We start from the raw sequence: 23,319 nt of genomic DNA on the forward strand, positions 1-23,319 counted from the left end.
TTCATTACCTCTGCTGCGCAGATTGAGGCAGATAAAAAGCCACCTCATCTCTTGTAACAATATTTTTTGCAAGCAATTCGGTAACTGAAGCTTCCATTGTCTGCATACCAAGGGCCTTGCTTGTTTGCATAATGGATGGTATCTGGGCAATCTTACCCTCCCGGATGAGGTTCCTTACAGCAGGATTACCGATCATAATCTCAAAGCCTGCAACCCTGCCCTTTCTATCTTTTCGCCTGAACAATGCCTGTGTTATAACTGCTTGTATGGACTCGGAAAACATTGATCTAACCTGTGCCTGCTGAGCCGCAGGAAAAACGTCTATAACCCTGTCAACTGTTTTCGGTGCTCCGCTTGTATGCAATGTTCCAAAAACAAGGTGTCCTGTCTCTGCAGCGGTAAGTGCAAGGGAAATGGTCTCCAAATCCCTCAATTCGCCAACAAGAATCACATCAGGATCTTCACGAAGAGCACTCCTCAATGCATTGGAAAAACTTTTTGTATGAGGTCCAAGTTCGCGTTGATTAACAAGGCAGCCCTTCGATTGATGGACAAACTCGATCGGATCTTCGACAGTCAGTATATGTCCCTTTTCTTCCCGGTTTATTAAGTCAACCATTGCCGCAAGGGTCGTGGACTTGCCACTACCGGTCGGGCCTGTAACAAGGACAAGCCCTTTTTCCAATCTGGAAATATCCATAAAAACCTTGGGTAGGTTCAATTCTTCGAAGGTAGGTATCTTTGTTGGAATTGTTCTGAAAACAGCAGCATCGCCTCTCTGCTGTTTAAAAACATTCACTCTGAACCTTGCAATATCGCCAAGAGCAAAAGAAAAATCCAGTTCAAGATTCTCCTCAAAAACCTTTCTCTGCTGATCGTTCAGAATATCATATATCATGTTATGGACTTCATCCTTGTCCATGGGCGGCACCTCAATCTTCATCATATCCCCGTTTATCCTCACAACAGGAGGCTCGCCGGAACTGACATGCAGGTCAGAACCTTTATTGTCAACCATAAAAATCAATAATTCAGATACATCCATAATTACCCTCCTATTTTTCTAATACTTCCAACTCTTTTATTGTCGGTAAATCTTCTAAACACATTAGTCCATATACTTCAAGAAATCTGTTCGTTGTTCTGAAAACAATAGGTTTTCCGATCTCTTCGTTTCTTCCTGCAATTTCGATAAATTTTCTTTCAAGCAGTTGCTTAATGGCACGCGATGAGTCTACCCCCCTTAAAGCATCCACCTCCCTTTTTGTTATAGGCTGTCTGTAAGCAATAATTGCAAGCGCTTCAAGTACAGATTTCGTTAATTCAACATCTTTTTCTTTTACAAACCTTTTTACCCATTCTTTAAAATCTATTTTCGTTCTCATCTGGTAGCCGCCTGATACTTCGACTATCTCTATTGCCCTTTCCGAGTAGTTGTATTCAGACATCAGTTCTTTAACAGTCCCTTCAATATCTGCCATAGAACAGCTTTCAAGCCTCTTATTGAGCCCTTTCAGCGTTACAGGTTTACCGGACACAAAAAGAACCGCTTCTATAATCCTCTTGAGTTCCATCCTTTCAAAAACTCCGAAACAGTTGTTTTTATAATACCAATACCTTCAGGATACTCGTGCCAGACAACATCTTTTTCTTTGGAGAACCACGTCATTTGCCTTTTTGCATAGTGTCGTGTATGCATTTTTATATCTTTTACCATATCTTCCAGGCTAATTAAACCTTTAATATAAAGGAGTATCTCTCTGTATCCGATGCTTGTAAAAGGCTTCAGTTCCTCCTTATATCCCAGGGAAAGAATATGTCTCACCTCATCTACCCAGCCTGCAATCAGCATATCATCCACCCTTTTATTTATTCTCGGATATAATTCATCCCTTTCTCTTCTTAATCCAAGTTTCAGAACTTCATAATGACTCTCCCTGAAACCATGGATACTCGACCATTCAGACATGCGCAGCCCTGTGGATTTAAATATTTCCATTGCCCTGACTGCTCTTAACTTGTCCCTGAAACTTATTTTAAGAGCATATTCAAGGTCTGTCTCCTTAAGTTTATCATAAAACTTCAAAGGATCTTCGGCGTATTCTCTTTGCAGGGCATCCCTTAAACCTGCATCTTTCGGGGCAACAAAGAGTCCGTACACCAAAGCCCTAAGATACAGACCTGTCCCGCCGACAATGATAGGGATCATATTTCGGCTGCAAATGTCGTTTATACAGGCATCCGCCCTTTCTTTGAACAGAGCTGCGTTAAATTCTTCATATGGCTCAACAACGTCAATTAAGTGATGGGGAATTATTTTACGTTCCGCCATGTCCGGTTTGGCAGTGCCTATGTTAAAGTGTCTGTATACCTGCATGGAATCGGCGTTGACAATCTCGCCGCCAAAAGTCTCAGCAAGGTACATTGACAGATCGGATTTGCCGGTGCATGTCGGTCCGACAACAGTAATAACTTTTTTCATGTTATTCATTTAATCCATTGTTCATACAGTAATTTATTGCCCCGCCGGGTCAATACCCCTAAGCTTGCTTCGAAATGGTTCCATATTCTTGTCTTTGATACCCCGTCCGTTTACGGCGGGGTGATTCATTTCGTAGTTTACAATTAAACTTATTCACTTTCGCAGAACTGCTGTGTGATGTACATTTTGTCTTTCCTTATATGCTATTTCCTGTCAAATAATAACCGCCGGTCTTCTTGCTCCCTCTTAACTCTATTTTGCCGTCGCCACGCAGCTTTTTTATCAAGCTTCCAGCTTTTCCCGGTGATATATTTGAACCATTTGCGATTTGTACAATATGTTTGCCAGGGTTGCTTTTTACATAAGCAAGCAAGGAATTCATTTCCTCATTCATTTCAGCACCCTCCGAAGCGGTCTCAGTCAAAACCGCCAAATATCTATGGAAAACAACTAAATAAAACCGCTCAAGTTCTCAATAATCCTGAATACTTTCTTTGATATATCTGCTTAACCTGCTAACATTATACATACCAGGAACAAAATTAGGCTCCATGCCGTATAAGCCTTAAGTAGTGTCATGAACCTCCTGCATTTCCAACTTCATCAACATAGCAATATCTGGTCGTTCCGTCAGCCATGGTGATAATTCTCCAGGTAATGGATACCCTCTCGTACTGCTTGCCCGAAGATTCTATTTTCATTTATATGTAAATGGTGATCTTCTCCCATTTTCACGGACATACAGTTAAGCTACCATATGTTTCCTCTCATATTCCAGTGGAGATAAATAATTTTAATACCGTTGCATAAGCAAAAGTCTTAAGCCGAACGCGAGCATAAACCAGCCCGCACTGTGGGCAAGAGGGGGAGGCTCCGCGAGCTTTGCTTGTGGAGGGGGCGACTGGGTATCCGTTTACAGGTATCCCGGTATGTATAGCGTCAATGTGATAAATAGCTCACATGGTGAGCGAGGAGGGGAGGCTCCGCGAGCTTTGCTTGTGGATGGGGCGACGTAAGCCCCAGTAATTGAAGCCGCCTTAAGCATAATGAACGTGTTTGCCGGGGATAACCCGACATCGTTGCCAATGATATATCCCAGGATTATATAATTGAAGGCGGACTGGTATTACGCAGGGTGTGACATGCTTCTGCCAGCTCCCTGAAAAATGATTGAAAATCTTCCGATTCTTCATGAGACTTCCGACTAACTTCCTGCAGGAAGTTAGTCAGTAACAAATCGCCCCGAAAGGGCGTGTGTTGTTGACAAATGCCTTCCCATCTCTTCACGAGCGCACTGCCTACCACAAAACCGTCTACACATCCCGCATATTCATGTATAATATCAGGCCCGGATATTCCAAAACCAAGTACCAGGGGCAGCTTGATTTTACTTTTAATCTCGTCAATCTTATCTTTTAATCCTTCCGGCAGTGCACTTCTCTCGCCGGTGACTCCTGTAACAGAGACAAAATATATAAAACCTCTTGCTATATTATTAATCACCTGTATACGCTTTTTATCCGTTACAGGAGTTGCAAGAAATATTGAAAAAACCCCTTCCTTCCAGAGCAGCTCGACAAAGGGTTTTGCCTCTTCAGGCGGGAGGTCAACTGTAAGCACAGCATCAACACCTGCTGTTCCTGCGTCCTTTGCAAATGTCTCAATCCCGTAGGCATAGAAAGGATTAAAATACCCCATAAGTACTATCGGCACCGAATAGCGGGCCTTGAAATCACTTACTAACTGAAGAACTTTTCTTAAAGTGGTTCCGCTTTTAAGGGCCCTTTCCATAGCTCTCTGAATTACAGTCCCGTCCGCCATGGGATCGGAAAAGGGAACACCAAGTTCAATGATGTCTGCACCGTTTTCTGCAAGCATCGCCAGTAATTCCATGGTTTTAGCAAGATCAGGATCACCTGTGGTAATGTATGGAATAAACACTTTTTTGCCGGTTATTTTAAGTTCTTCAAATACTTTCGTTATTTTATTGTTAGTCATGATTCTCCTTCCAGGATTTTCGATACCTGATCCACATCCTTGTCTCCCCTGCCTGAAAGATTTACAATAACTATCTTTCCCTGAAACTCGTTCGCATGTTTTATTGCATAGGCTATGGCATGACTGCTCTCTAAGGCTGGAATAATGCCTTCCTCTCTCGAAAGAAGACTGAATGCATCAAGCACTTCACCATCCGTGGCATAGGAATAATGCGCCCTTTTCATATCTCTTAAAAAGCTGTGTTCAGGACCCACACTGGCATAATCAAGCCCTGCTGAAACAGAGTGTGTCGGGAGAATCTGACCGTCATCATCCTGCAATACATAACTTTTCGTGCCCTGAAATACACCGACTTTACCTGTTTCAAACCTTGCCGCATGTTTGCCAGTCTCTATACCGAGACCACCCGCCTCAACACCAATGAGTTCTACCTCTTCATGCTCGATAAAAGGATGAAAAATACCCATGGAATTACTGCCTCCGCCGACACATGCAATAATAGCATCAGGTAGCCTACCCTCTTTCTTTTTAATCTGCCTGATTGCTTCCTTGCCTATGACTGAAACAAACTCCTTCACCATAGTAGGGTAAGGATGGGGTCCAAAGGCAGTACCAAGGACATAGTGGGTATTTCGCACATTTGTCACCCAGTCCCTTAATACCTCGTTTATTGCATCCTTAAGAGTCCTGCTTCCGCTTTCTACTCCAACTACTTCTGCGCCCAACAATTCCATACGGATTACATTCAATGCCTGCCTTACCATATCTTCCGAACCCATGTAGACTCTGCATTCAAGACCAAAAAGTGCTGACGCAGTGGCTGTTGCAACACCATGCTGTCCTGCCCCTGTTTCAGCTATAACCCTGCCTTTGCCCATTTTCTTTGCAAGAAGTACCTGACCAATGGCATTGTTTATCTTATGCGCACCGGTATGACAGAGATCTTCACGTTTCAAATAAAGCTTCATACCCGTTTTTCTGGAAATATTTGCTGCAAAGTAAAGCGGTGTCGGTCTGCCTACATATTCGGCAAGGTAATATACAAACTCTTTGTGAAATACCCTTGATTTCACATGTTTTAAAAAACATTTATTCAACTCACCAAGGGCAGGCATGAGCGTCTCCGGTACATAAGCACCACCATATTTACCAAAATAACCATTTGTTTTCATAATATCCTTAATCCTTCTCGCTCACTGTGTGAGCTAAAATAATTATCTATCTTTCTAAAAATTTCAACCATCTTCTCCGGGTCTTTTTTCCCCGGAGTTGATTCAACGCCTGATGCTATATCGATTGCATAGGGCTCAAGTTTCAGGGCCATATCAATGTTTTCACAATTTATTCCGCCTGCAAGGATAAATGGTCTGCCGAAATTAGCCATAAGCTTCCAGTTGAATGCCCTGCCGCTTCCACCGCGCATCTTCTCATGATAGCTGTCAAGCAAAGGGAACGCCTCCGATTTTTGCGCCATTTCAACGTCTTTCATACTACGTATCCTGAAGGCCATAATGGTAATACCCGGGACAATATTGCCGTACAGGTTATCGTCGCCTGAGTATACCTGCACCCTGTCCAGTTTGCAAAAATCCCTTATTCCCATGATTCTTTCCCACTTTTCATTAACAAAAACACCGCATTTAATAATAAACGGCGGTAAGTTGCAGATTATTTCTCTTGCAGCTTCGCATGATATGCATCTTTTACTCCCTTCATAAAACACAAACCCTAATGCATCGGCACCCATTTCTGTAGCCAGCAAAGCATCTGCGAGGTTCGTAATACCACAGATTTTAACAAGTGTTTTCATGTCTTTCCTTGCAACTCTCTGAGTTTGTTACAGGGGTTACCTGAAACGATAAGCGATGTGCCGATAAGAAATCCGCTGGCCCCCTGTTCTTTAAAACTCTTGATATGTTCTCTGTCCTCAATTCCGCTTTCCACTATTACAGGCAATGTTTTAGAGATATTCTTAAGCATTTCATGGGAAACAGAAAGATCGACTTTCAGGGTTTCAAGGTTTCTGTTATTTATCCCAAGGACAAAGCCTCCAAGATCAGCTATCTTTTTATAGGTTTTTATACTATGAACCTCAAGCAGTACATCAATTTCTATCTGTCGGGCAATTTCGAGATATTCGGCAATCTGATGTACATCCAGAGTCTCGCCTATTAAAAGCACTGCATCAGCGCCAAAAGCCTTTGCCTGGTATATTTCATACTCATCAACTATAAAATCCTTCCTTAAAACCGGCAGATTAATAACTTTTTTCGCCTCTGTAATATAGGCAAGTGAACCGTTAAAATACTTTTCCTCAGTAAGGATTGATATCGCTGAAGCTCCGCCTTTTTCATAATCCATAAGTAGCCCCGGCAAATCCAGGTCTTGAACAAGCACACCCATGGAAGGTGATGCCTTTTTCACTTCAGCGATTATCTTCACATCTTCCGGGAATCTCCTGCAAAAGATCTGATAAAAAGGTCTCTTTTCAATCCCTGCGATCATCTGCTTAAGGTCTGAGAGAGGGGTTTTTACTTTTGAATCCTTCACTACTCTCTTTTTTTCATCTAAAACCTTTTCAAGAAATGTCATATAAATCCTATCTCATCCTTTGATCTGCTTAAACTACTTGAATAGCTTTAACGGTTTAAACGGTTTGAACAATTACTATCCTCTGCCTGCTCCTGCCAGTTCTTCAATTTTTTTCAATGCCTTTCCTGAGTCTATAACCTCTTCAGCATAGGCTATGCCTTCTTTTATATCCCGCCGGACGCCTGCAACATAAAATGCAGCGCCGGCATTGATAAGGACTGCCGCCCTTTTTGCCCCGTTTTCTTTCCCTGAAAAGATGCCTTTGAGGATTTGCGCATTCTCCTGTGCATTCCCTCCCTTCAAATCCTCAATATCATATTCTTTAATCCCGAAATCCTTTGGATTTATCAGATAATGCCCTATCCCGCCGTTTTTTATCTCCGCCACTTTTGTGTCTGTAGTAACCGATATTTCATCCATTCCATCAAGCCCATAGACGATCATAGCCCTTTCCGTGCCAAGTTTCAAAAGCACATTCGCAAACATTTCGCATAAAGCTTCATCATATACGCCGAGAAGCAGGTGTCTGGCCGAGGCAGGGTTTGTAAGAGGACCGAGCATATTAAATATTGTCCTGATTCCTATCTCTCTCCTTGGGCCTACGGCGTGTCTCGTTGAACCATGGAATACAGGTGCAAACATAAAGGCTATGCCGATTTCACTGATTTGTTTTGCAACCATATCCGGTGCAGCTTCAATATTAACTCCCAACTTTTCCAGCACATCAGCGCTGCCGCATTTACTTGAAACAGATCTGTTGCCGTGCTTTGCGACTGTGGCGCCTCCCGCTGCAGCAACAATAGCGGCCGCCGTGGAGATGTTGAAAGTCATTGTACAATCACCGCCTGTACCGACAATATCGATTATCACACCATTACGTCTGTTTATGCAATCACAGATCGCTTCCCCGTTTAAAGCTACTTTTGCCGCCTTGCTTCTCATCACCTTGACTGCACCCACAACCTCATCAACGGTTTCCCCCTTAATGCGCAGCGCCGTAATCAATGAAGCTATCTGGGCAGGGGTTGTCTTCCCTTCCATGATATCCTCCATAACCTGCGACATTTCATGTTCCTCAAGGTGAACCATATTTACAGCCTTATTGATAGCTTGTTTAATCATAACCCCTTCCCTCCATTTGTCTTTGAAATTGACAAAAAATTATTCAATATCTTCATCCCTTCCTTTGTAAGGATTGATTCCGGATGAAACTGCACCCCTTCAAGCATATATGTTTTATGTCTTATGCCCATAACCTCGCCGTCTTTGGTCCATGCGGACGCATCGAATTTATCCTCTAATCCCTTCATTTCCACTGCAAGGGAATGATAGCGAGTGGCTTCAAAGGGATTGCCCACATCATGCATGATAGTCTTTCCATCGTGAAACACTTGAGAGGTCTTTCCGTGCATAAGCTCCTTTGCAAGCACAATCTCGCCTCCGAATGCATATCCGATGGCCTGATGCCCGAGGCAAACACCGAAGATAGGAATCCTGCCGGCAAAGCGTTTTACTACATCAACAGATATGCCCGCTTCTCGAGGAGTACACGGTCCGGGAGATATAACTATCCTTTCCGGTAAAAGATTTTCTATCTCTTCCAATGTGACTTTATCGTTCCTGTAAACCGCCACCTCTTCACCAAGTTCGCTGAAATACTGGACGAGGTTATATGTAAATGAATCGTAGTTATCTATCATTAGCAGCATATCAGTCTATTATCTCCTTTAATTCCATGATGGATTTTATCAATGCCTGTGACTTGTGAATCGTTTCCATGTATTCCGTCTCAGGTACGGAATCGGCCACAATACCTGACCCGGCCTGGATATATACCTTGTTTTGCTTCTTAAGGAGTGTCCTTATGGTAATGCAAAAATCCATGTTTCCGTTATAGGTAAAATAGCCCACAGATCCTGCATAAAATTCTCGTTTCTCCTTTTCCAGTTCTTCGATGATCTCCATTGCCCGTATTTTCGGGGCGCCGGTCACTGTGCCTGCCGGGAAGGTTGCCTGAAACACATCAAAGGCATCCATGCCTTCTTTGACCTGTCCCTTAACAGAGGATACTATGTGCATTACATGGGAATACCTCTCGATATCCATGAATTCCGGCACAGAAACGCTTCCTGCTGCAGCTATCCTTCCCACATCATTTCTCCCGAGATCAACAAGCATAGTATGCTCAGCCAGCTCTTTTTCATCACAGAGGAGTTCCTTTGCCAGGGCCTCATCTTCTTCCCGGTCCTTTCCTCTTCTTCTTGTCCCTGCTATAGGTCTTACCTCGACCTCTCCGTCTTCCAGTTTTACCAGCGTTTCAGGCGAAGTACCTATAAGACTATAATCAAGATAATCGAGGAGAAACATATATGGAGAAGGGTTCACCACACGCAGTGCTCTGTAAAGGCTCAAATTGTCGATAGAAATCTCCATTGCGAATCTTTGGGACAAAACTACCTGGATGACATCACCGGCATGGATATATGCCTTTGCCTTCAAGACCATTTCCTCAAACTCTTCTTTGGTTGTATTGCTGTCCATCATGCGTACGGAAAGCTCACCTTCTTTGTGAAAGGCAAGGGGCGAACGGACAATGGTCTGGAGTTCGTCAAGTCCTGCAATACCGCCCGCATGGCTCTCCCGCATACTCTCATGTTTTCCTGCATGATGAAATACAAAGAGCGTCATCCTCCGTGTATAATTATCAAATATGATAAGTTTCTTCGGGAAGATGAAATGTATATCATGAACGTCAAGTACACGTTCATTTCTGTCCGGCATTTTCTCAAAGAACTTAATTACATCGTAGCCCACATAACCGACAGGACCTCCAAAACGTGCAATGCTATCGGAAAAACCGAAGCCCTTAAATTTGTTCATGATTTCCTTGAGTTCCAGAAAAGGATTATCACTTTCGAATGTATCCTCAATAATCCCATTTAAAAACACTTTATTATCAAGACTCTTGAACGCAAGAAATGGCTCAAACCCGATAAAGGAGAATCTGCCGAGTCTTTCCTTGGCCTCTACGCTTTCAAGTAGAAAAGACGGGGAAGACGGGTACGCATCCTTGAGTTTCATATAGCATGACAGGGGGGTATCAAGATCTGCAAGTATTTCCCTGAAAAAGGGGAATACATCTCCTGCTTCAGCCTGTTTTAAAAATTCTTTGTAAGTCATGGCTTCATTATTCATATATACATCCTCTCCTATTAACAAAGTTCTTTTTCCAATGCCAAATCAAAGATGATATCAAGGCAGCAAGGAAGAGGCACCGCAGGCGTACTTCAACAGTACGTCGAGGATGCCGATAACGAAGCCAACGATGATAGCGCTTTGATTTGACATTGGAATTTTTCACAGGGAAAACGTCTCCAATTCCTCCTGATCCTTTTCTCTGATGATATGTTTCAGATATTCCAGCTTTGCCGTAACCCTGTCCAGTTCAGCCAATGAATCTGGACTGAATACGGTCTCTGCATCAAGACAACCGGCTAATGCGCCTTTTACCATATCTGTATACTTTAATTGTATTTTCTCTGATGATACGCCGATGATCCTCCCCATCACCTGTTGTATAAGCATGAGATCTGCAAGAACTATTGCCGTGACAGCCTCTACAATAACAGGTACCCGTAGCGCAATGCATACATCGTGTCTTCCAGTTATTTTAAGCTCTGTTTGTTCGCCGGTTTTCATATTAATTGTATGCTGCATTATGGGAATGCTCGATGTAGGCTTAACAGCCACCTTAAAAAAAATATCATTGCTGTTTGTTATGCCGCCGTTAATACCACCGGCGTTATTGGTCCTTGTCTCACCATTTATATTGATGATCTCGTCATTGCACTCGCTCCCCCTCATCTGCGCGCATGAGAAGCCTGCGCCGAACTCTATCCCTTTAATGGCCGGTATTGAAAAAACTATATGGCTTATTAAAGATTCCACAGAGTCAAAGAAAGGTTCTCCCAGTCCTGCCGGCAAGCCATCCACTCTACACGTTACAACACCGCCTATAGAGTCTCTGCTTTGTATGGCTGATTGAACAGCAGCGGCAACATCCTGAGACCCGCCAGCTTCTATAAGCACTGCTTCTATGTGCACAGGTTTTATAAGCATCTTTGCTATAACCCCTGCAGCAACCAGCCCTGCAGTGAGCCTGCCTGAAAAATGTCCTCCGCCTCGATAGTCATTGAAACCATCGTATTTTCTCCAGGCAGTAAAGTCCGCATGCCCCGGTCTGGGCGTATCTTTTATATCGTTGTATGCACCTGAATCAACATCTTTATTTTCAAAGAGAACGCATATCGGCGCACCTGTGGTTTTTCCGTTAAATACTCCACTTTTTATGAGGGGTATATCCTGCTCTTTTCTCGGGGTTGTGCCCTTGATGCCTCTCATGCGCCTCTTCAGATCATCATAGAACTCCTGAGCAGGTACAGAAAGTCCGGCAGGACAACCATCAATAACAATACCCACACATGATCCGTGCGATTCTCCAAGAATAGATACTCTAAAAATACGTCCGAAACTATTCATATTTCACCTTCACTGAGTTTAGATCTTCAAAGAACGAAGGGTAGGATTTGGAAACACATGCCGGCCCCTCTATGACAACATCCACTTCCCTTGCAATGGCAGCAATTGCGCATGCCATTGCAATTCTGTGGTCATTATGGGAATCCACAGTACCGCCTCTGGTAATACCACCATTGATTTCCATCCTGTCTTCAAAAACTTTTATTTCAATCCCAAGCTTGGAAAATTCCTCAACCAGGGCAATGGCACGGCTGCTCTCCTTATGTTTGAGACGCTCCACCCCGTAGATGACACTTTTGCCTGTGCAACCGGCTCCAAGGGCAACAAGGGGTGGGAACAAATCGGGACAATCACGTGCATCAAACTCAAAAGCATTCAATCTATCTTTTGTGACAAGAATATAGTCATCTTTTGCCTTTACCTGTGCACCGGCATTGATAATAGCCTTTATCACAGCTTTATCGGCCTGATATGAAGCAGGATTCAAGCCCCTTACCTTTATAGAACCAGCAAGTGCACCGGCCACAAGAAAAAAAGCAGCACCGGACCAATCTCCTTCTGTGACATACGTAGAGGATTTGTATTGTTGGTCACCTCGAATATAAAATTCCTCAAGGTTTTTGTCATGGAGAACCTTCACGCCGAATCTGCCCATTATATCAATTGTCAACTCAATATAGGGCTTGCTTTTTAGCCCGGTAACCACAATGTGTGAATCGCCGCTGCATAAAGGAAGCGCCATAAGTAAGCCTGTCAGGAATTGTGAGCTTTCAGCGCCGCTTATGTTGATCCTGCCTCCATTGATCCTGCCTTTCACCATGACAGGCGCAAAACCTGCTTCTGTACGGCATGTTGCACCAAGATCCGTTAATGCTTCAACCATCTTCATAGGTCTATTGATCAATGAGCCGGAGGCCTTCAGAATAATCTCTTCTTCAAGCAATCCTGTAACAGGGGTAAACATCCTCATGCAGAGCCCGGATTCTCCACAATCGAGAACATTGCTCTTTATGCCTCTTTCCTTCAAACTATCATTACCCTTGATCGTAACGCTTTTGTCTCCCCTGTATATTTCAGCCCCCAGCGTATCTGCTATGGCAAGGGCAGTCAAACCGTCGCTGCAAAAAGATGGGTTTACTATTTCAGATGTGCCTGAAGCCAGCAAAGCTGCAGCAACAACTCTGATCATTACGCTTTTTGATGCCGGTGCGTCGATTGTCGCATCAATCTTTGAGGAACTTATTGATTTCACTATATACCTTCCTTATAATCTCCTCAGGTTCCATACCATCCGTAATTACAACCATATCGGAGGTTTCTGCATAAAAAGGCATCCTTTCATCAAGCATCTCTTGAATGTGGATTTTTTCACGCATGTTGCGAAGCAGCGGACGTCTATTGTCATTGCCTGCACGTTTCAGAACAGTGTCGGCGTTTGCCCATAGCCATATGACGATAGAGTTTTTCCTGAGTATATTCCTGTTTGCCCTGTTAAGTATTGCCCCGCCTCCGCATGATACTATTGTTCCCGACAGATTCCCGATGCTTGCTATTTCATCACTCTCCATCTGCCTGAATGCCTGTTCTCCCTTGTTTTCAAAGATCTCGCTTATCGATATTCCTGCTTTCTGCTCAATCACCGTATCGATGTCTATAAATGGCATTGCCGTCAGTTCTGCCATACCACGGGCCGCCGTTGATTTACCGGCGCCCATAAAACCTATAAAGGCAATGTTTTTCCCGATAGACTTGTTTTGCCCGTATAAAGCCTGCCGCATGAACTCCATCGGAGGCTCTGTGCCTGTGAAAAGCCTGAAGGCGGCCACGCCCTGAAAAAGCAGCCATTCCCTGCCGTCAATAATTGTACATCCCTGCCTTTTACCGTCCTCCACAAGGGCAGTGGGTTTACTGTAGTTAGCATCAAGGATTGCCATATTTTTCTTAAGGGAATCAGGTTTAACAATCCTTTCCGCTGAAGGCAGACATGAAATAAGGATATCTGTAAATTTCAGTGCTTTATTCATATCTTCCATTTTTGCGACTTTGCATCCCATATCTTCAGAAATAGCCTTTGCCTTTTCAAAGGTACGATTCACGATTATTACATCCGCCCCTTCTGAGATAAGGGCACATACGACTGCTTTAGCTGCTCCGCCCGCACCAAGCACAAGCACCCTCTTCCCTTCAACTTCCACACCATTAAAAGAAAGGGCATCTTTTACACCTTTAATATCCGTATTGAATCCATGAAGTCTGCCATCCTTTACAAGTATTGTGTTAACAGCACCTACTCTCTGTGCCGCTTCCTCTGTATTCTCCAGAAAGGGCATGATCTCTTCCTTAAAAGGTGATGTCACGTTAAAACCGGAAAGCCCTATATCCGATATTCCAGCCATTATGTCTTTGGCACGCGATGCTGCAAAACGGGTATATACTGCGTCTATCGACATCAAACCAAAGGCAGTGTTAAAGATATCCGGGCTTTTGCTGTGCAGTACAGGATTACCGACAACGGCAAAAATCTTTGTTTTTTCTGAATTGTTTGTTTGATTGGTCTTATTAGGTCGTATACGACTCATTAAATTCCCTTTCTTTTTTCATTGTCTTAATAACTCCATGATTTCTTCCAGCCGTGCTTTTTCAATCTGGCCTTCAGTAGTCTGCATCCCCTCTGCAAGCGAGGCATATGTAAAAAGACTTCCCAGAAGAGGTGCAACAATCCGTGTTATTTTCCCCTCTTTACCCATACCTACCACTATCAATCTGTCCTTAAAATCCTCCTGACCGGGAAGTCCCAAAAGTCTCGCACTATCCATAACAGAATTAGCCTTACAAGCAATCTTGGCAATGTCGGCGCCTTCACTAAAGCACAGGGCAGCTATTTGCCTTAACTTTACATTTGCCGGAGTTTGTTCGAAATCATGAAAAGAAACTATCACCTTGCACCCCTTTGACCCTGCTTTTTCCAAAATGTCTCTTTTAAAGGCAATGTCTGATTCCACCTCGATATCCACATATTTTGCCCCTGCCTCTATTGCAGCAATCAGATATGCCTTCCTCTTCTGATCGTCAAGGGTACCGGGTCTGCATGTGGCAACAAATGTAACAGGCTGTGAGAAGATGTCTGCAATATCTTCCGGGGCCAGGATCATCCTGTCCATCCTTATCTCAGCAATGTCTATATTCATTAATGATTTAAGGTAGTTAATATTATATTGTTCATCCATACTAACACATATCATATGCTATCTCCTTGATTACATTAATCTTTATCTTCTCAATAACAGCTTTTCCAATTCCATCGAGAAGGATAGCGTGTATGTACTCATCCTCCCGCTTCTTATCTTTTCTGATTGCATCAATAGTTGCCTCTACATTGCCCTGAAATGATACCGGCAGACCAAAGGCACCAAGCACATGTGCTATTCTATTCACATCTTTTTTCTGCAACATGCCTTTAACCTCGGAAAGTCTTGCCTCCATAAACATGCCGATGCTTACTGCTTCACCGTGCCTGATACCGGTGGTTTTTTCTAATGCATGACCAAAGGTATGACCAAAATTAAGTTTTCTCCTCTCTCCTTTCTCTGTTTCATCGCGGGAAACAATACCGGTTTTCACCTTTACGGAGTTATATACAATCCTGTTAATCGTATCTTTATCGAGCGATAGAGCTGCTTCCCGGTTTCTTTCAATACGGGAAAAAAGTGCTTTGTTCCCTATCAGGGCATGCTTTATCACCTCGGCAAAACCATTCTTTAATTCTGCTTTTGGAAGAGTTTTTATGGTTTCAAAATCACACATAACAAACCCGGGCTGATTGATTGTACCGATAAGGTTTTTATAACCCTTGAAATTGACACCGTTCTTCCCGCCGACACTGGCATCCACCTGAGCAAGAAGTGTAGTAGGTGCAAAACCGAAGGGCAAGCCCCTGAGATATGTTGAGGCCACAAAACCTGCAATGTCACATACAACCCCGCCGCCGATGCCTACTATATATGATGAGCGGTCAAATTCGAGTTCAAGGAGTTTTTTATAGATATTGTGGACTGTATCGAGGGTTTTATGCTCCTCGCCTGCCTCAATCACAATTGTCCTGTACCTGGAAAACTGATCCCCGTAAAGCCTGTGGACATTATTGTCTGTAATAATGATTGTTTTTTCGATGCTGCAAAAATCGGTCAAATTGTTTAATGATGTACCCAGCATGATTTTGCTTTTGCCGGTATTGCCGGCCAACATAATCTGTCTCATTCTGAATCCGCCATAAATTTATAGAGTGCCCTGGCTTTTTTTATCATTTCTGAAAACTGCTGTGGGTTTAATGTCTGTTCCTTATCACAGATGGCCTCTTCCGGATTAATATGAACTTCAACAATAATACCGTCCGCACCGGCAGCCACTGCTGCAAGACTAAGTGGGGATATCAGACTTGCCCTTCCCGATGAATGGGAAGGATCAATAATTACAGGAAGATGGGTAAGTTCTTTCAGCGATGGGACAGCACTGATATCGAGTGTATTTCTTGTATAGGTTTCAAAAGTACGTATGCCCCGCTCGCATAGTATCACATCGGTGTTTCCTCCATCGAGTATGTATTCAGCACAGTTCAGCCACTCTTCTATAGTTGAATTCATACCTCTTTTTAACAGGACAGGCTTTTGCATCTTGCCCACTTCTTTAAGGAGGGAAAAATTCTGCATGTTTCTCGCACCTATCTGGAGTATATCGGCATACTCACATACCCACGGAACATCCCTTGTATCGATTACCTCTGTGACAATAGGCAATCCCGTCTCTTCCTTCGCCTTCCTCAGTATCTTGAGTCCTTTTAAGCCAAGTCCCTGAAAAGCATAGGGAGATGTTCTCGGTTTGAAAGCTCCGCCCCTCATCATATCGGCGCCTGCTTCCTTTACTGCCCGTGCGGTTTCAACGGTCTGTTTCTCGTTTTCTACAGAGCATGGGCCTGCAATGACACAAAAACCCTCCCCTATAACCGCATCGCCCACACACACAACTGTCTTTCCATTTTCTTTTAAGGCAGTCAATTTTATGCCGTTCATTGTGCCTCCTTCTTTCACGTACTTTAGAAATGAACTACCCCGCGGCAAACAAATGTCTCCTTTCACAGAGTTTTAAAGACGAGATAAAAACATGAAACCATCTCAAAACAAACTCCGGGATATTAGCCCGTGGGCAATAAAAAAAGGCCATGGGTTACTACACCCATGGCCTTTAGAAACCTTTTTTCGGCTCTAATGAGGACGAGGATGCAGCGACGCATTGAAATACCACCAGCCAAAATATTTATTAATATTTTCCTGCATTTTCCTCTGTTCCTTCATTGTGCACAATTATAAACATTTGTTTTTTTATTTGTCAAGAAATAATTTCAAAAAAATATCATAACCATTTTGTCGAATGGAATACATGTTTCGACAATATTGTTTGATAAATGCGATCCAATGCAAACATATATTATAAATATCTTATATATTGCACATAGATACAAACATTACTAAATCTGGTACAGGTTTTGCTTTATTTATGTATATGAATATTAATAATGGCGGTACTGGAGGCTGAAGATGAAAAAAATAATAGCAGTGATAATGGTTTTAGTGACGGGGATTATAATATCCAACCCTACTATGAGCTATGGGCGTGTTTTTGATCGTAGTCACAACGATTATAAACATATGGCAATAAATAATCATAGTGGTCGTGATTCGGGGCCTTCCCGTCCTTATAATAATGTACGCTATGAAAGGTCAAACGATAACGACAATGGTTTATACATCGCAGGTGCAGCGCTTGGAGGCATCATTCTCGGCACTGTTCTCGGTATTACCTTATCGCAACCGGCAAATGCAGCAACCCGGCAAACAGTTTACAATATCCCTGCCCCTGGACCTCAACAGCCTTACAACTACGGACCATCCTATAATCAGGATGATACACCTCCCGGTCAGTGGGTTACGGTTCAGGGACAATGGGTAAACGGCCAGTGGATACCGGCGCATAATTTATGGGTACCCGTTAATCCATAATAATTTTAAAAGGGTGACTACTGTATCATAATTGCAAGTTTGGCAGATTCCGTTCCAAGTAAAGGGCAAGATCACTGACACTATGAAAGAGAAAATCAGGATGCTCTTTTAAAAGATTATCTTCATCCTCGTGGCCGGTAGTAACAGCTGCCGCCATGCACCCAGCCTGTTTTGCGGCATGTATATCTGATACGGTGTCTCCTATTGCAATACATGTCTCCTCAGGGACATCAAGTCTCTTTGCACATTCAATAATAACATCGGGGGCCGGTTTCCTGAATTGTATCTCTTTTGAGGTTACGATGGCACTTATATACCCGTCAAGTCCCAGCTTCCTGAATCTGGTCCATTCATCCTCGTTGGATGACATTCTCCCTGTAGCAATACCTATTTTTATACCTTTCTGTTGTAAATGACCAAACAATTCTTCTGTTCCCGGAAAAGCTTTCACCTCTCCTATTTCCGCTTTTTTGAAAAGTTCAAGAATATCTGTCCTGCATGCTGCGTAGGTATCTTCATCTATCGGGTATGGAAATACTTTCTGCAAAATCTGACGCAGACTTAATCCCTTTGCCAGATTGTCACGCAAAACCTCTTGCGTTGCCGGTGGCACACCAAACCGAGCAATACCCTGATTAAATACCTTTTGATAAACCTCGAATGTATCAACAAGAGTGCCGTCAATATCAAAAATAATTGCTCTTATGTCTTTGTTTTCAAGCCTTGCATATCCTTCCATTTCTATATTACATTCCTCCATACACTAATCTCCCTTCACAGGTATATCATTTTAAGGGATATCATGTCCAGTATACTCAACCCTTATTGCTTGTTTCCAATACCGCCTTTTCTCCTCGATACCAGTTGTGGATCTACATTCCCCGGCCCTCCACAATCAGGTGTGTAACAGGTTACATCGAGAAAAGTGCAAGTTTCTTTGCATGAAGGACATTGATCAAGAGGCGTATCCGCCGCAAAAGTATATCCGCATTTCTCACATTGCCATTGTGTCATTTTAATCATCTCCTCGTAATTAATTCGTACTTACCCACAAATACAGTACAATCAGTAACGCCGCTGTCCATTTAAAAAAGCAATAAGTTTTTTAACAGTTTCAGGCCGCAATCCCGTTTCCGATAAATCTTTTTCGAGATCTGAGTTTTTCCCATAACCGCCGAGATACCCATTGATGCGCGCTGCAGCGGTAGATGCCACAAAATCTTCATCAGTCCGATAGATTTCCTTAAACAGATGCATCAACTCCTTGTTGTTCCTGAGATAATATTTCTGATGGTAATCCTCGGCAGGGTAAAATCTATTCTCCGGTACAATTTCCGTATATATTGTTTGTTTCAGTTTCTCTTCAAGCCTGGCCTTGGTTTCAAAGGCAAGCCTTTTCTGCTCTTCATTACGGTAAAAAATAACCGACTTGTACTGCTTTGACCAGGATCGCGAAAAAGCATCATGGTTACTCCAGAAGATATCCAGAAGTTGCTCATAAGAAACCTTTCCGGGATCATAATAGATGCGGATCGTCTCGGTATGGTCTCCAAGGCTTTGGTAGGATGGATTTATCTTAGTTCCTCCAGTATAACCTACTTGCGTTTTGACAATACCTCTTATATGCCCGAACCGGGCATCAGGACCCCAGAATCAGCCCATGCCGAAGGATGCTATCTCCTGGCCTACAGGTGACGGTGTTTGTTCATTAAGAGGTGTAGAATTTTGTGCAGCGCCAGATATTTCCGTTGTCATATCTTTGTTCTCCTTTCCTGTGTTTGCACAATTCTTTTCCGTTTTCGATAAACCGCAGGCAACAAGGAGGAAAAGCCCGCAAACAATTGCTATAGTCCTTGTGATTAATATTCTATTTTTATAAATATGAAAAAAGAAGATCATGGAATCAGTATAAGCACATTTTTCATCGAGTCAAGGGCAGGAAAGCGGACAGGGTCTCGTTAGTTACATTGACATCTGCTTCTTGATCAAGTAGAATTAGCCAGCACTTAAGCGGCCAGGGTTTGACATGGGGGAATGTGGTTAACTCGAAGCAAAGCTTCAAGGAATCTATTGATCGAAATATTTAATGGAGATTCAATTGGAATATCAGCTTTACGCAACCTGCTCTGATGAACTGACAGGTCTTTTAGCAAAAGAAATCGCTTCAATCGGCGGAACAAGTATAAAAATCGGCTATAGAGTCGTATATTTTTGTGGTTCAAATGAGGTTGCCTATAAGGTTCACCTGTACTCACGCCTGGCAAACAGAATTTGCAGAGTCTTGAAAGAAATCCCGGCTCAATCTCCTACCATTATCTTCGACAAAGCTAAGAGAATTCGATTTCATGAAATCTTCTCACATAATCAGGCAGTCACCATCAATATTTTCGCATCCAATGACGAGAGTGATATTCCTAATCATTTGATCGGCAGTAAAATACGCGAAGCAATCAATGATTGCTTTCAGCATTATCTGAATATTACGCCCAACCAGAGTTCACGGGACGCCGTCATCGGGATCACCGGCTATCTCCACAACAAACGTCTCATGGTCAGTGTCGATACTTCTCTTGAGAGTCTTCATAAGCGTGGATACAGGGTTGAAGGTCACCCGGCTCCCTTGAAGGAAACGCTTGCCGCGGCGCTGCTCGCGGCCTGTGAATATGACGGTACTATGAGCTTTTTTGATCCCATGTGCGGCAGCGGTACAATAGTAGTAGAGGCTGCGCAGATTGCAATCAACCGCGCTCCGTTGATAGACAGGAAACAAGGCGGGTTTGGTTTTGAATATCTGCTTGATTTTGATTCAAAGCTTTGGCATACCACCCAGGACCAGGCACGTGCTGCTGAGCATCCTGCGAAAGCTAAAATATTTGCTTCAGATATTGAATCCCGGTTTGTCGAAATTGCAAAAAAAACTGTTGCCAACGCTCAATTGAAAACCCTTGTTCACTTTGAGACAAAAGACTTCTTTAAAACAGAAAAACCCGATAAGAAAGGGCTACTGATTGCCAACATACCTTACGGAGTAAGAATGACGGAAAAAGATTTCGGTAAGGATTTTTTGCGTGCCATCGGCGACCACCTTAAAAATAACTTTAAGGGTTGGCGCTGCGGGATTCTCGGGCCGACATCATCACCTTTGAATGAAATCGGACTGAAACCCCAAAAGAAAGTGTCATTTTTAAATGGTGCCGTTCCTGTCAAACTTGTAATTTTCGATATCTATTAATCCAATATTTTCCATTAGGATAAGTAACAGTACCGTTCTGTCCTTTACAAACATGCTCATTACGCTATTGTAGCAACATTTGCTAAAATTGATACTGCCTGGTTTTTACCTGTGGTACTGCTTCCTTTCTGTATATTGTTTTTGCTATATTCTTTCGGTGCACTATTTTATAAACGGCATTCAACAATTCTGTAATAGTATTTTTACTTGTAAATTAAATAAAATTGCAGGAGAATTAAGTACAAGGATCAATATTAAATATATCATTGGCATGGCTTGACCTTTAGATTTCACATAAGGAGGTTATCGTGGTTCCTGAAAGCTTTTCCACGAACATTGGAAGCGTAAATCAGAAAGATCTGGGAGTAGAGTGGGGAATGCCCCTCATGATTAGCTTCCAGGGGTTTAACGAGTCTCATAAGGGCATTCTCGTGGGAATGGATCGGGGGCATTACCTCATCTGCAGCGTAGCACAAATGAGAAGTATCTGGATCAAGGTGCACAAGGAAAGTCATGTTGTGGTACGTTACTTGCACAAAGGGGTGGTTTACGGGTTCAAAAGCAACATGATCTCCCTCATAGAGGAGCCGATTCCCCTGATGCTGTTGTCATATCCGGAGGAAATAGAGACAGTTGCGCTTCGAAAACATGACAGGATAAACTGTTTAATTCCTGCCACTGTGCAAGTGGATGGCCAATCATACAAAGGCGCAATACTTGACATGAGTTTGGGTGGATGCAGTTTTGTGTATACCACTTCCCCGGAGAGTGAATCATCACAGGTTCAGAAGGGGGTAGATGCTGTCCTGTCCATTCAAATTCCGGGCTCACAAAGTGAGCGTACTGTGGAACTTGGCATAGTCAATGTCAGAAGAGAAGGTCACAAAATCACTATGGGCAGCCAATTCAAGAACCTGGATACTACCACAGGTAACACAATAGAATCCTACATCCAGACCATGGCGGCCCTGAGCGGGTAAGCAAATGAAATGAAGCATTGGTTTTTTTTGGAAGGCTTTTTGTACCATACCCTTCCGGGATAATGCTATTTGAAACACAACCAGATTGTCCAACAATTCTTTCTTATGTATTCTGTAAATATATCGCAGCCATTTCTGTCCTCAGCAGGCCAATTCTGTTGCTCTCCTATGTGTTCTTTCATTACTTAGCAGGCCTGGATATTCAAAAAAGTAATCCTTTCTCCATAATATTTATTTGTTAGTCATAGGATGTGTCTGAAAAATTGTATCGACATCACGGCTATTTAATTGGAAAAACTTCTTCCTGTAATACGCGCTGCGCGGTTTTTGCCTGAAGCCACGATAACTTCCCGAAATGCACACTGCGTGGCTTTTGCCTTAGATTCAAAGCTCCTTCCTGTAATGAGGACTCTTGCAAATTTCCTTCAGATGATAGCTTTGAATTGGTAACCGTTGAGACAAAAAGGCAGAATCAAGTTTCAACCCTGCCTTTTTTGTAAGAAGAGACTGCTATTTATTGAACCGTCTCAACGCCATGAGAGAAAAGAGGCCTGAACCCAGGAGTGCCATAGGCCCCGGTATAGGGACGGCTGTTGGCGAGACGTCAATTGCTGTAAGAAAGTAACCTCTTGCATCATCCCATCTTGTATTTGCTCGTCCCGAGAATGCAATAGTCGAGGATGACCCGGTAGCTAATACAGTATATATGTACTCGGTCCAACCAAGTTGAACAGCTTCCGTTATATCCAGCACAGGGGTTTCATTCCAATACGCCTTGAGGCTACCCGGGGAATAGTTGTTGTTGAGATCATAGGGCTGTGCCAACCAAAAGCTGAAAGAGTATGATTTACCGGCAACCGTCTGAATAGTCTGCCCTATAGAGTCGCTATCGGGTCCGGGACCAGCAAAGACTGCCTGATACATGCTTGGGCCGGGGATACCACCAATATAATAATTTGACCCATGACCGGCATCCGTTCTGCTCCACCCGTCCCATGATGGGGCTATAATCTCCGTTCCATCCGACCCGTACATGATAGTTTGGAAATTCCCATTGGTTACCAGATTGGCACAAGCAATCCCACCTGTGATTACGCACAGGGTAACGAAAAACAAAATAGTCAGTAGTCGTTTCATAATTACCCTCTCTTAGTCCTGAACGGACGTTTTTTACTATAATTTGTTTAAATGTAAGATAACTGCTAACAAATTGTCAAGACAATCATAAAGTGCTTGAAATAAATAATTCTTATCGCTTTCATGTAGTAATCCTCATCTCCGAAGATTGCCTGCCACACAATATTTGTAGGTGCTATACGTAACAAAGTCTGCTTTGCCTTATTATTTTGGTTAGTTACACATCATTTCACATTATCCCTAATCCATGCTTTCGTGTCAACAATAATTTCATCAATTAACGGTTCCAATTCTGAAGACTTCATA

General features: G+C 43.0%; 23 protein-coding genes and 1 pseudogene. 3 read left to right on the plus strand and 21 right to left on the minus strand.

The features are described 5' to 3' along the window. Positions 1–4: 4 nt before the first annotated feature. The 17 genes and pseudogenes from NT010_16395 to aroF all read right to left on the minus strand — a co-directional run bounded on the left by NT010_16395 (position 5) and on the right by aroF (position 16,677). Positions 5–1,045, minus strand: coding sequence for a type IV pilus twitching motility protein PilT (locus NT010_16395; protein ID MCX5807621.1), 1,041 nt, complete (start codon positions 1,043–1,045; stop codon positions 5–7). Positions 1,046–1,055: 10 nt separating this feature from the next. After that, positions 1,056–1,574: an SMC-Scp complex subunit ScpB gene (gene scpB, locus NT010_16400; protein ID MCX5807622.1), complete on the minus strand. Its 519-nt coding sequence runs from the start codon at positions 1,572–1,574 to the stop codon at positions 1,056–1,058. Further along, positions 1,553–2,482 (minus strand): tRNA (adenosine(37)-N6)-dimethylallyltransferase MiaA, encoded by a 930-nt coding sequence (miaA, locus tag NT010_16405; protein ID MCX5807623.1) that lies wholly within the window; start codon positions 2,480–2,482, stop codon positions 1,553–1,555. The genes scpB and miaA overlap by 22 nt, the downstream gene beginning before the upstream one ends. A gap of 196 nt (positions 2,483–2,678) precedes the next feature. Beyond that, positions 2,679–2,876, minus strand: coding sequence for a hypothetical protein (locus tag NT010_16410; protein ID MCX5807624.1), 198 nt, complete (start codon positions 2,874–2,876; stop codon positions 2,679–2,681). 707 nt (positions 2,877–3,583) lie between these two features. Next, the gene (trpA, locus tag NT010_16415; protein ID MCX5807625.1) at positions 3,584–4,480 is read right to left on the minus strand and encodes a tryptophan synthase subunit alpha; all 897 of its coding nucleotides are present in this window, start codon (positions 4,478–4,480) and stop codon (positions 3,584–3,586) included. Beyond that, positions 4,477–5,652 carry a tryptophan synthase subunit beta gene (gene trpB / locus NT010_16420; protein MCX5807626.1) on the minus strand — a complete coding sequence of 392 codons (1,176 nt, stop codon included), beginning with the start codon at positions 5,650–5,652 and terminating at the stop codon, positions 4,477–4,479. Before trpB ends, trpA begins: the two co-directional genes overlap by 4 nt. Beyond that, the gene (locus NT010_16425; protein MCX5807627.1) at positions 5,649–6,290 is read right to left on the minus strand and encodes a phosphoribosylanthranilate isomerase; all 642 of its coding nucleotides are present in this window, start codon (positions 6,288–6,290) and stop codon (positions 5,649–5,651) included. The genes trpB and NT010_16425 overlap by 4 nt, the downstream gene beginning before the upstream one ends. Further along, complete coding sequence (gene trpC / locus NT010_16430; protein MCX5807628.1) at positions 6,287–7,072, minus strand: indole-3-glycerol phosphate synthase TrpC; 786 nt, start codon at positions 7,070–7,072, stop codon at positions 6,287–6,289. The genes NT010_16425 and trpC overlap by 4 nt, the downstream gene beginning before the upstream one ends. Positions 7,073–7,147: 75 nt before the next feature. Then, entirely contained in the window at positions 7,148–8,194 is a 1,047-nt protein-coding gene (gene trpD / locus NT010_16435; protein ID MCX5807629.1) for an anthranilate phosphoribosyltransferase, read from the minus strand. Continuing rightward, positions 8,191–8,781 carry an aminodeoxychorismate/anthranilate synthase component II gene (locus NT010_16440; protein ID MCX5807630.1) on the minus strand — a complete coding sequence of 197 codons (591 nt, stop codon included), beginning with the start codon at positions 8,779–8,781 and terminating at the stop codon, positions 8,191–8,193. The genes trpD and NT010_16440 overlap by 4 nt, the downstream gene beginning before the upstream one ends. 1 nt (position 8,782) lies before the next feature. Next, the gene (trpE, locus tag NT010_16445; GenBank protein MCX5807631.1) at positions 8,783–10,267 is read right to left on the minus strand and encodes an anthranilate synthase component I; all 1,485 of its coding nucleotides are present in this window, start codon (positions 10,265–10,267) and stop codon (positions 8,783–8,785) included. Positions 10,268–10,636: 369 nt separating this feature from the next. Further along, a pseudogene (locus NT010_16450) lies at positions 10,637–11,611 on the minus strand (chorismate synthase). Continuing rightward, positions 11,604–12,863 (minus strand): 3-phosphoshikimate 1-carboxyvinyltransferase, encoded by a 1,260-nt coding sequence (gene aroA / locus NT010_16455; protein MCX5807632.1) that lies wholly within the window; start codon positions 12,861–12,863, stop codon positions 11,604–11,606. The pseudogene NT010_16450 and the gene aroA overlap by 8 nt, the downstream one beginning before the upstream one ends. After that, the gene (aroE, locus tag NT010_16460; protein ID MCX5807633.1) at positions 12,835–14,190 is read right to left on the minus strand and encodes a shikimate dehydrogenase; all 1,356 of its coding nucleotides are present in this window, start codon (positions 14,188–14,190) and stop codon (positions 12,835–12,837) included. Before aroE ends, aroA begins: the two co-directional genes overlap by 29 nt. 18 nt (positions 14,191–14,208) lie before the next feature. Then, positions 14,209–14,853, minus strand: a complete 645-nt coding sequence (locus NT010_16465; GenBank protein ID MCX5807634.1) for a type I 3-dehydroquinate dehydratase — start codon at positions 14,851–14,853, stop codon at positions 14,209–14,211. Then, entirely contained in the window at positions 14,840–15,868 is a 1,029-nt protein-coding gene (aroB, locus tag NT010_16470) for a 3-dehydroquinate synthase (protein ID MCX5807635.1), read from the minus strand. The genes NT010_16465 and aroB overlap by 14 nt, the downstream gene beginning before the upstream one ends. Next, positions 15,865–16,677 carry a 3-deoxy-7-phosphoheptulonate synthase gene (gene aroF / locus NT010_16475; protein ID MCX5807636.1) on the minus strand — a complete coding sequence of 271 codons (813 nt, stop codon included), beginning with the start codon at positions 16,675–16,677 and terminating at the stop codon, positions 15,865–15,867. The genes aroB and aroF overlap by 4 nt, the downstream gene beginning before the upstream one ends. 525 nt (positions 16,678–17,202) lie before the next feature. On the opposite strand from aroF, the gene NT010_16480 reads away from it, so the two are divergent. After that, positions 17,203–17,664, plus strand: coding sequence for a hypothetical protein (locus tag NT010_16480; protein ID MCX5807637.1), 462 nt, complete (start codon positions 17,203–17,205; stop codon positions 17,662–17,664). Positions 17,665–17,689: 25 nt separating this feature from the next. On the opposite strand, the gene NT010_16485 is transcribed toward NT010_16480, so the two are convergent. The 3 genes from NT010_16485 to NT010_16495 form a co-directional block, all read right to left on the minus strand. Next, entirely contained in the window at positions 17,690–18,424 is a 735-nt protein-coding gene (locus NT010_16485) for an HAD family hydrolase (GenBank protein MCX5807638.1), read from the minus strand. Positions 18,425–18,486: 62 nt separating this feature from the next. Then, positions 18,487–18,678, minus strand: a complete 192-nt coding sequence (locus NT010_16490; protein ID MCX5807639.1) for a hypothetical protein — start codon at positions 18,676–18,678, stop codon at positions 18,487–18,489. Positions 18,679–18,729: 51 nt separating this feature from the next. Beyond that, positions 18,730–18,921 (minus strand): hypothetical protein, encoded by a 192-nt coding sequence (locus tag NT010_16495; GenBank protein MCX5807640.1) that lies wholly within the window; start codon positions 18,919–18,921, stop codon positions 18,730–18,732. Between the two features lie 841 nt (positions 18,922–19,762). Here NT010_16495 and NT010_16500 point away from each other — a divergent pair. Both NT010_16500 and NT010_16505 read left to right on the plus strand, forming a co-directional pair. Beyond that, positions 19,763–20,896, plus strand: coding sequence for a hypothetical protein (locus NT010_16500; protein MCX5807641.1), 1,134 nt, complete (start codon positions 19,763–19,765; stop codon positions 20,894–20,896). Positions 20,897–21,204: 308 nt separating this feature from the next. Next, positions 21,205–21,876 (plus strand): flagellar brake protein, encoded by a 672-nt coding sequence (locus NT010_16505; GenBank protein ID MCX5807642.1) that lies wholly within the window; start codon positions 21,205–21,207, stop codon positions 21,874–21,876. A 510-nt stretch (positions 21,877–22,386) separates the two neighbouring features. Here the strand turns inward: NT010_16505 and NT010_16510 are convergent. Continuing rightward, a complete protein-coding gene (locus NT010_16510) occupies positions 22,387–23,013 on the minus strand; it encodes a hypothetical protein (GenBank protein ID MCX5807643.1) in 627 nt (208 codons plus the stop codon). Between the last annotated feature and the right edge of the window lie 306 nt (positions 23,014–23,319).

The organism is Pseudomonadota bacterium (genome assembly GCA_026388275.1).
Lineage (GTDB): Bacteria > Desulfobacterota > Syntrophorhabdia > Syntrophorhabdales > Syntrophorhabdaceae > JAPLKB01.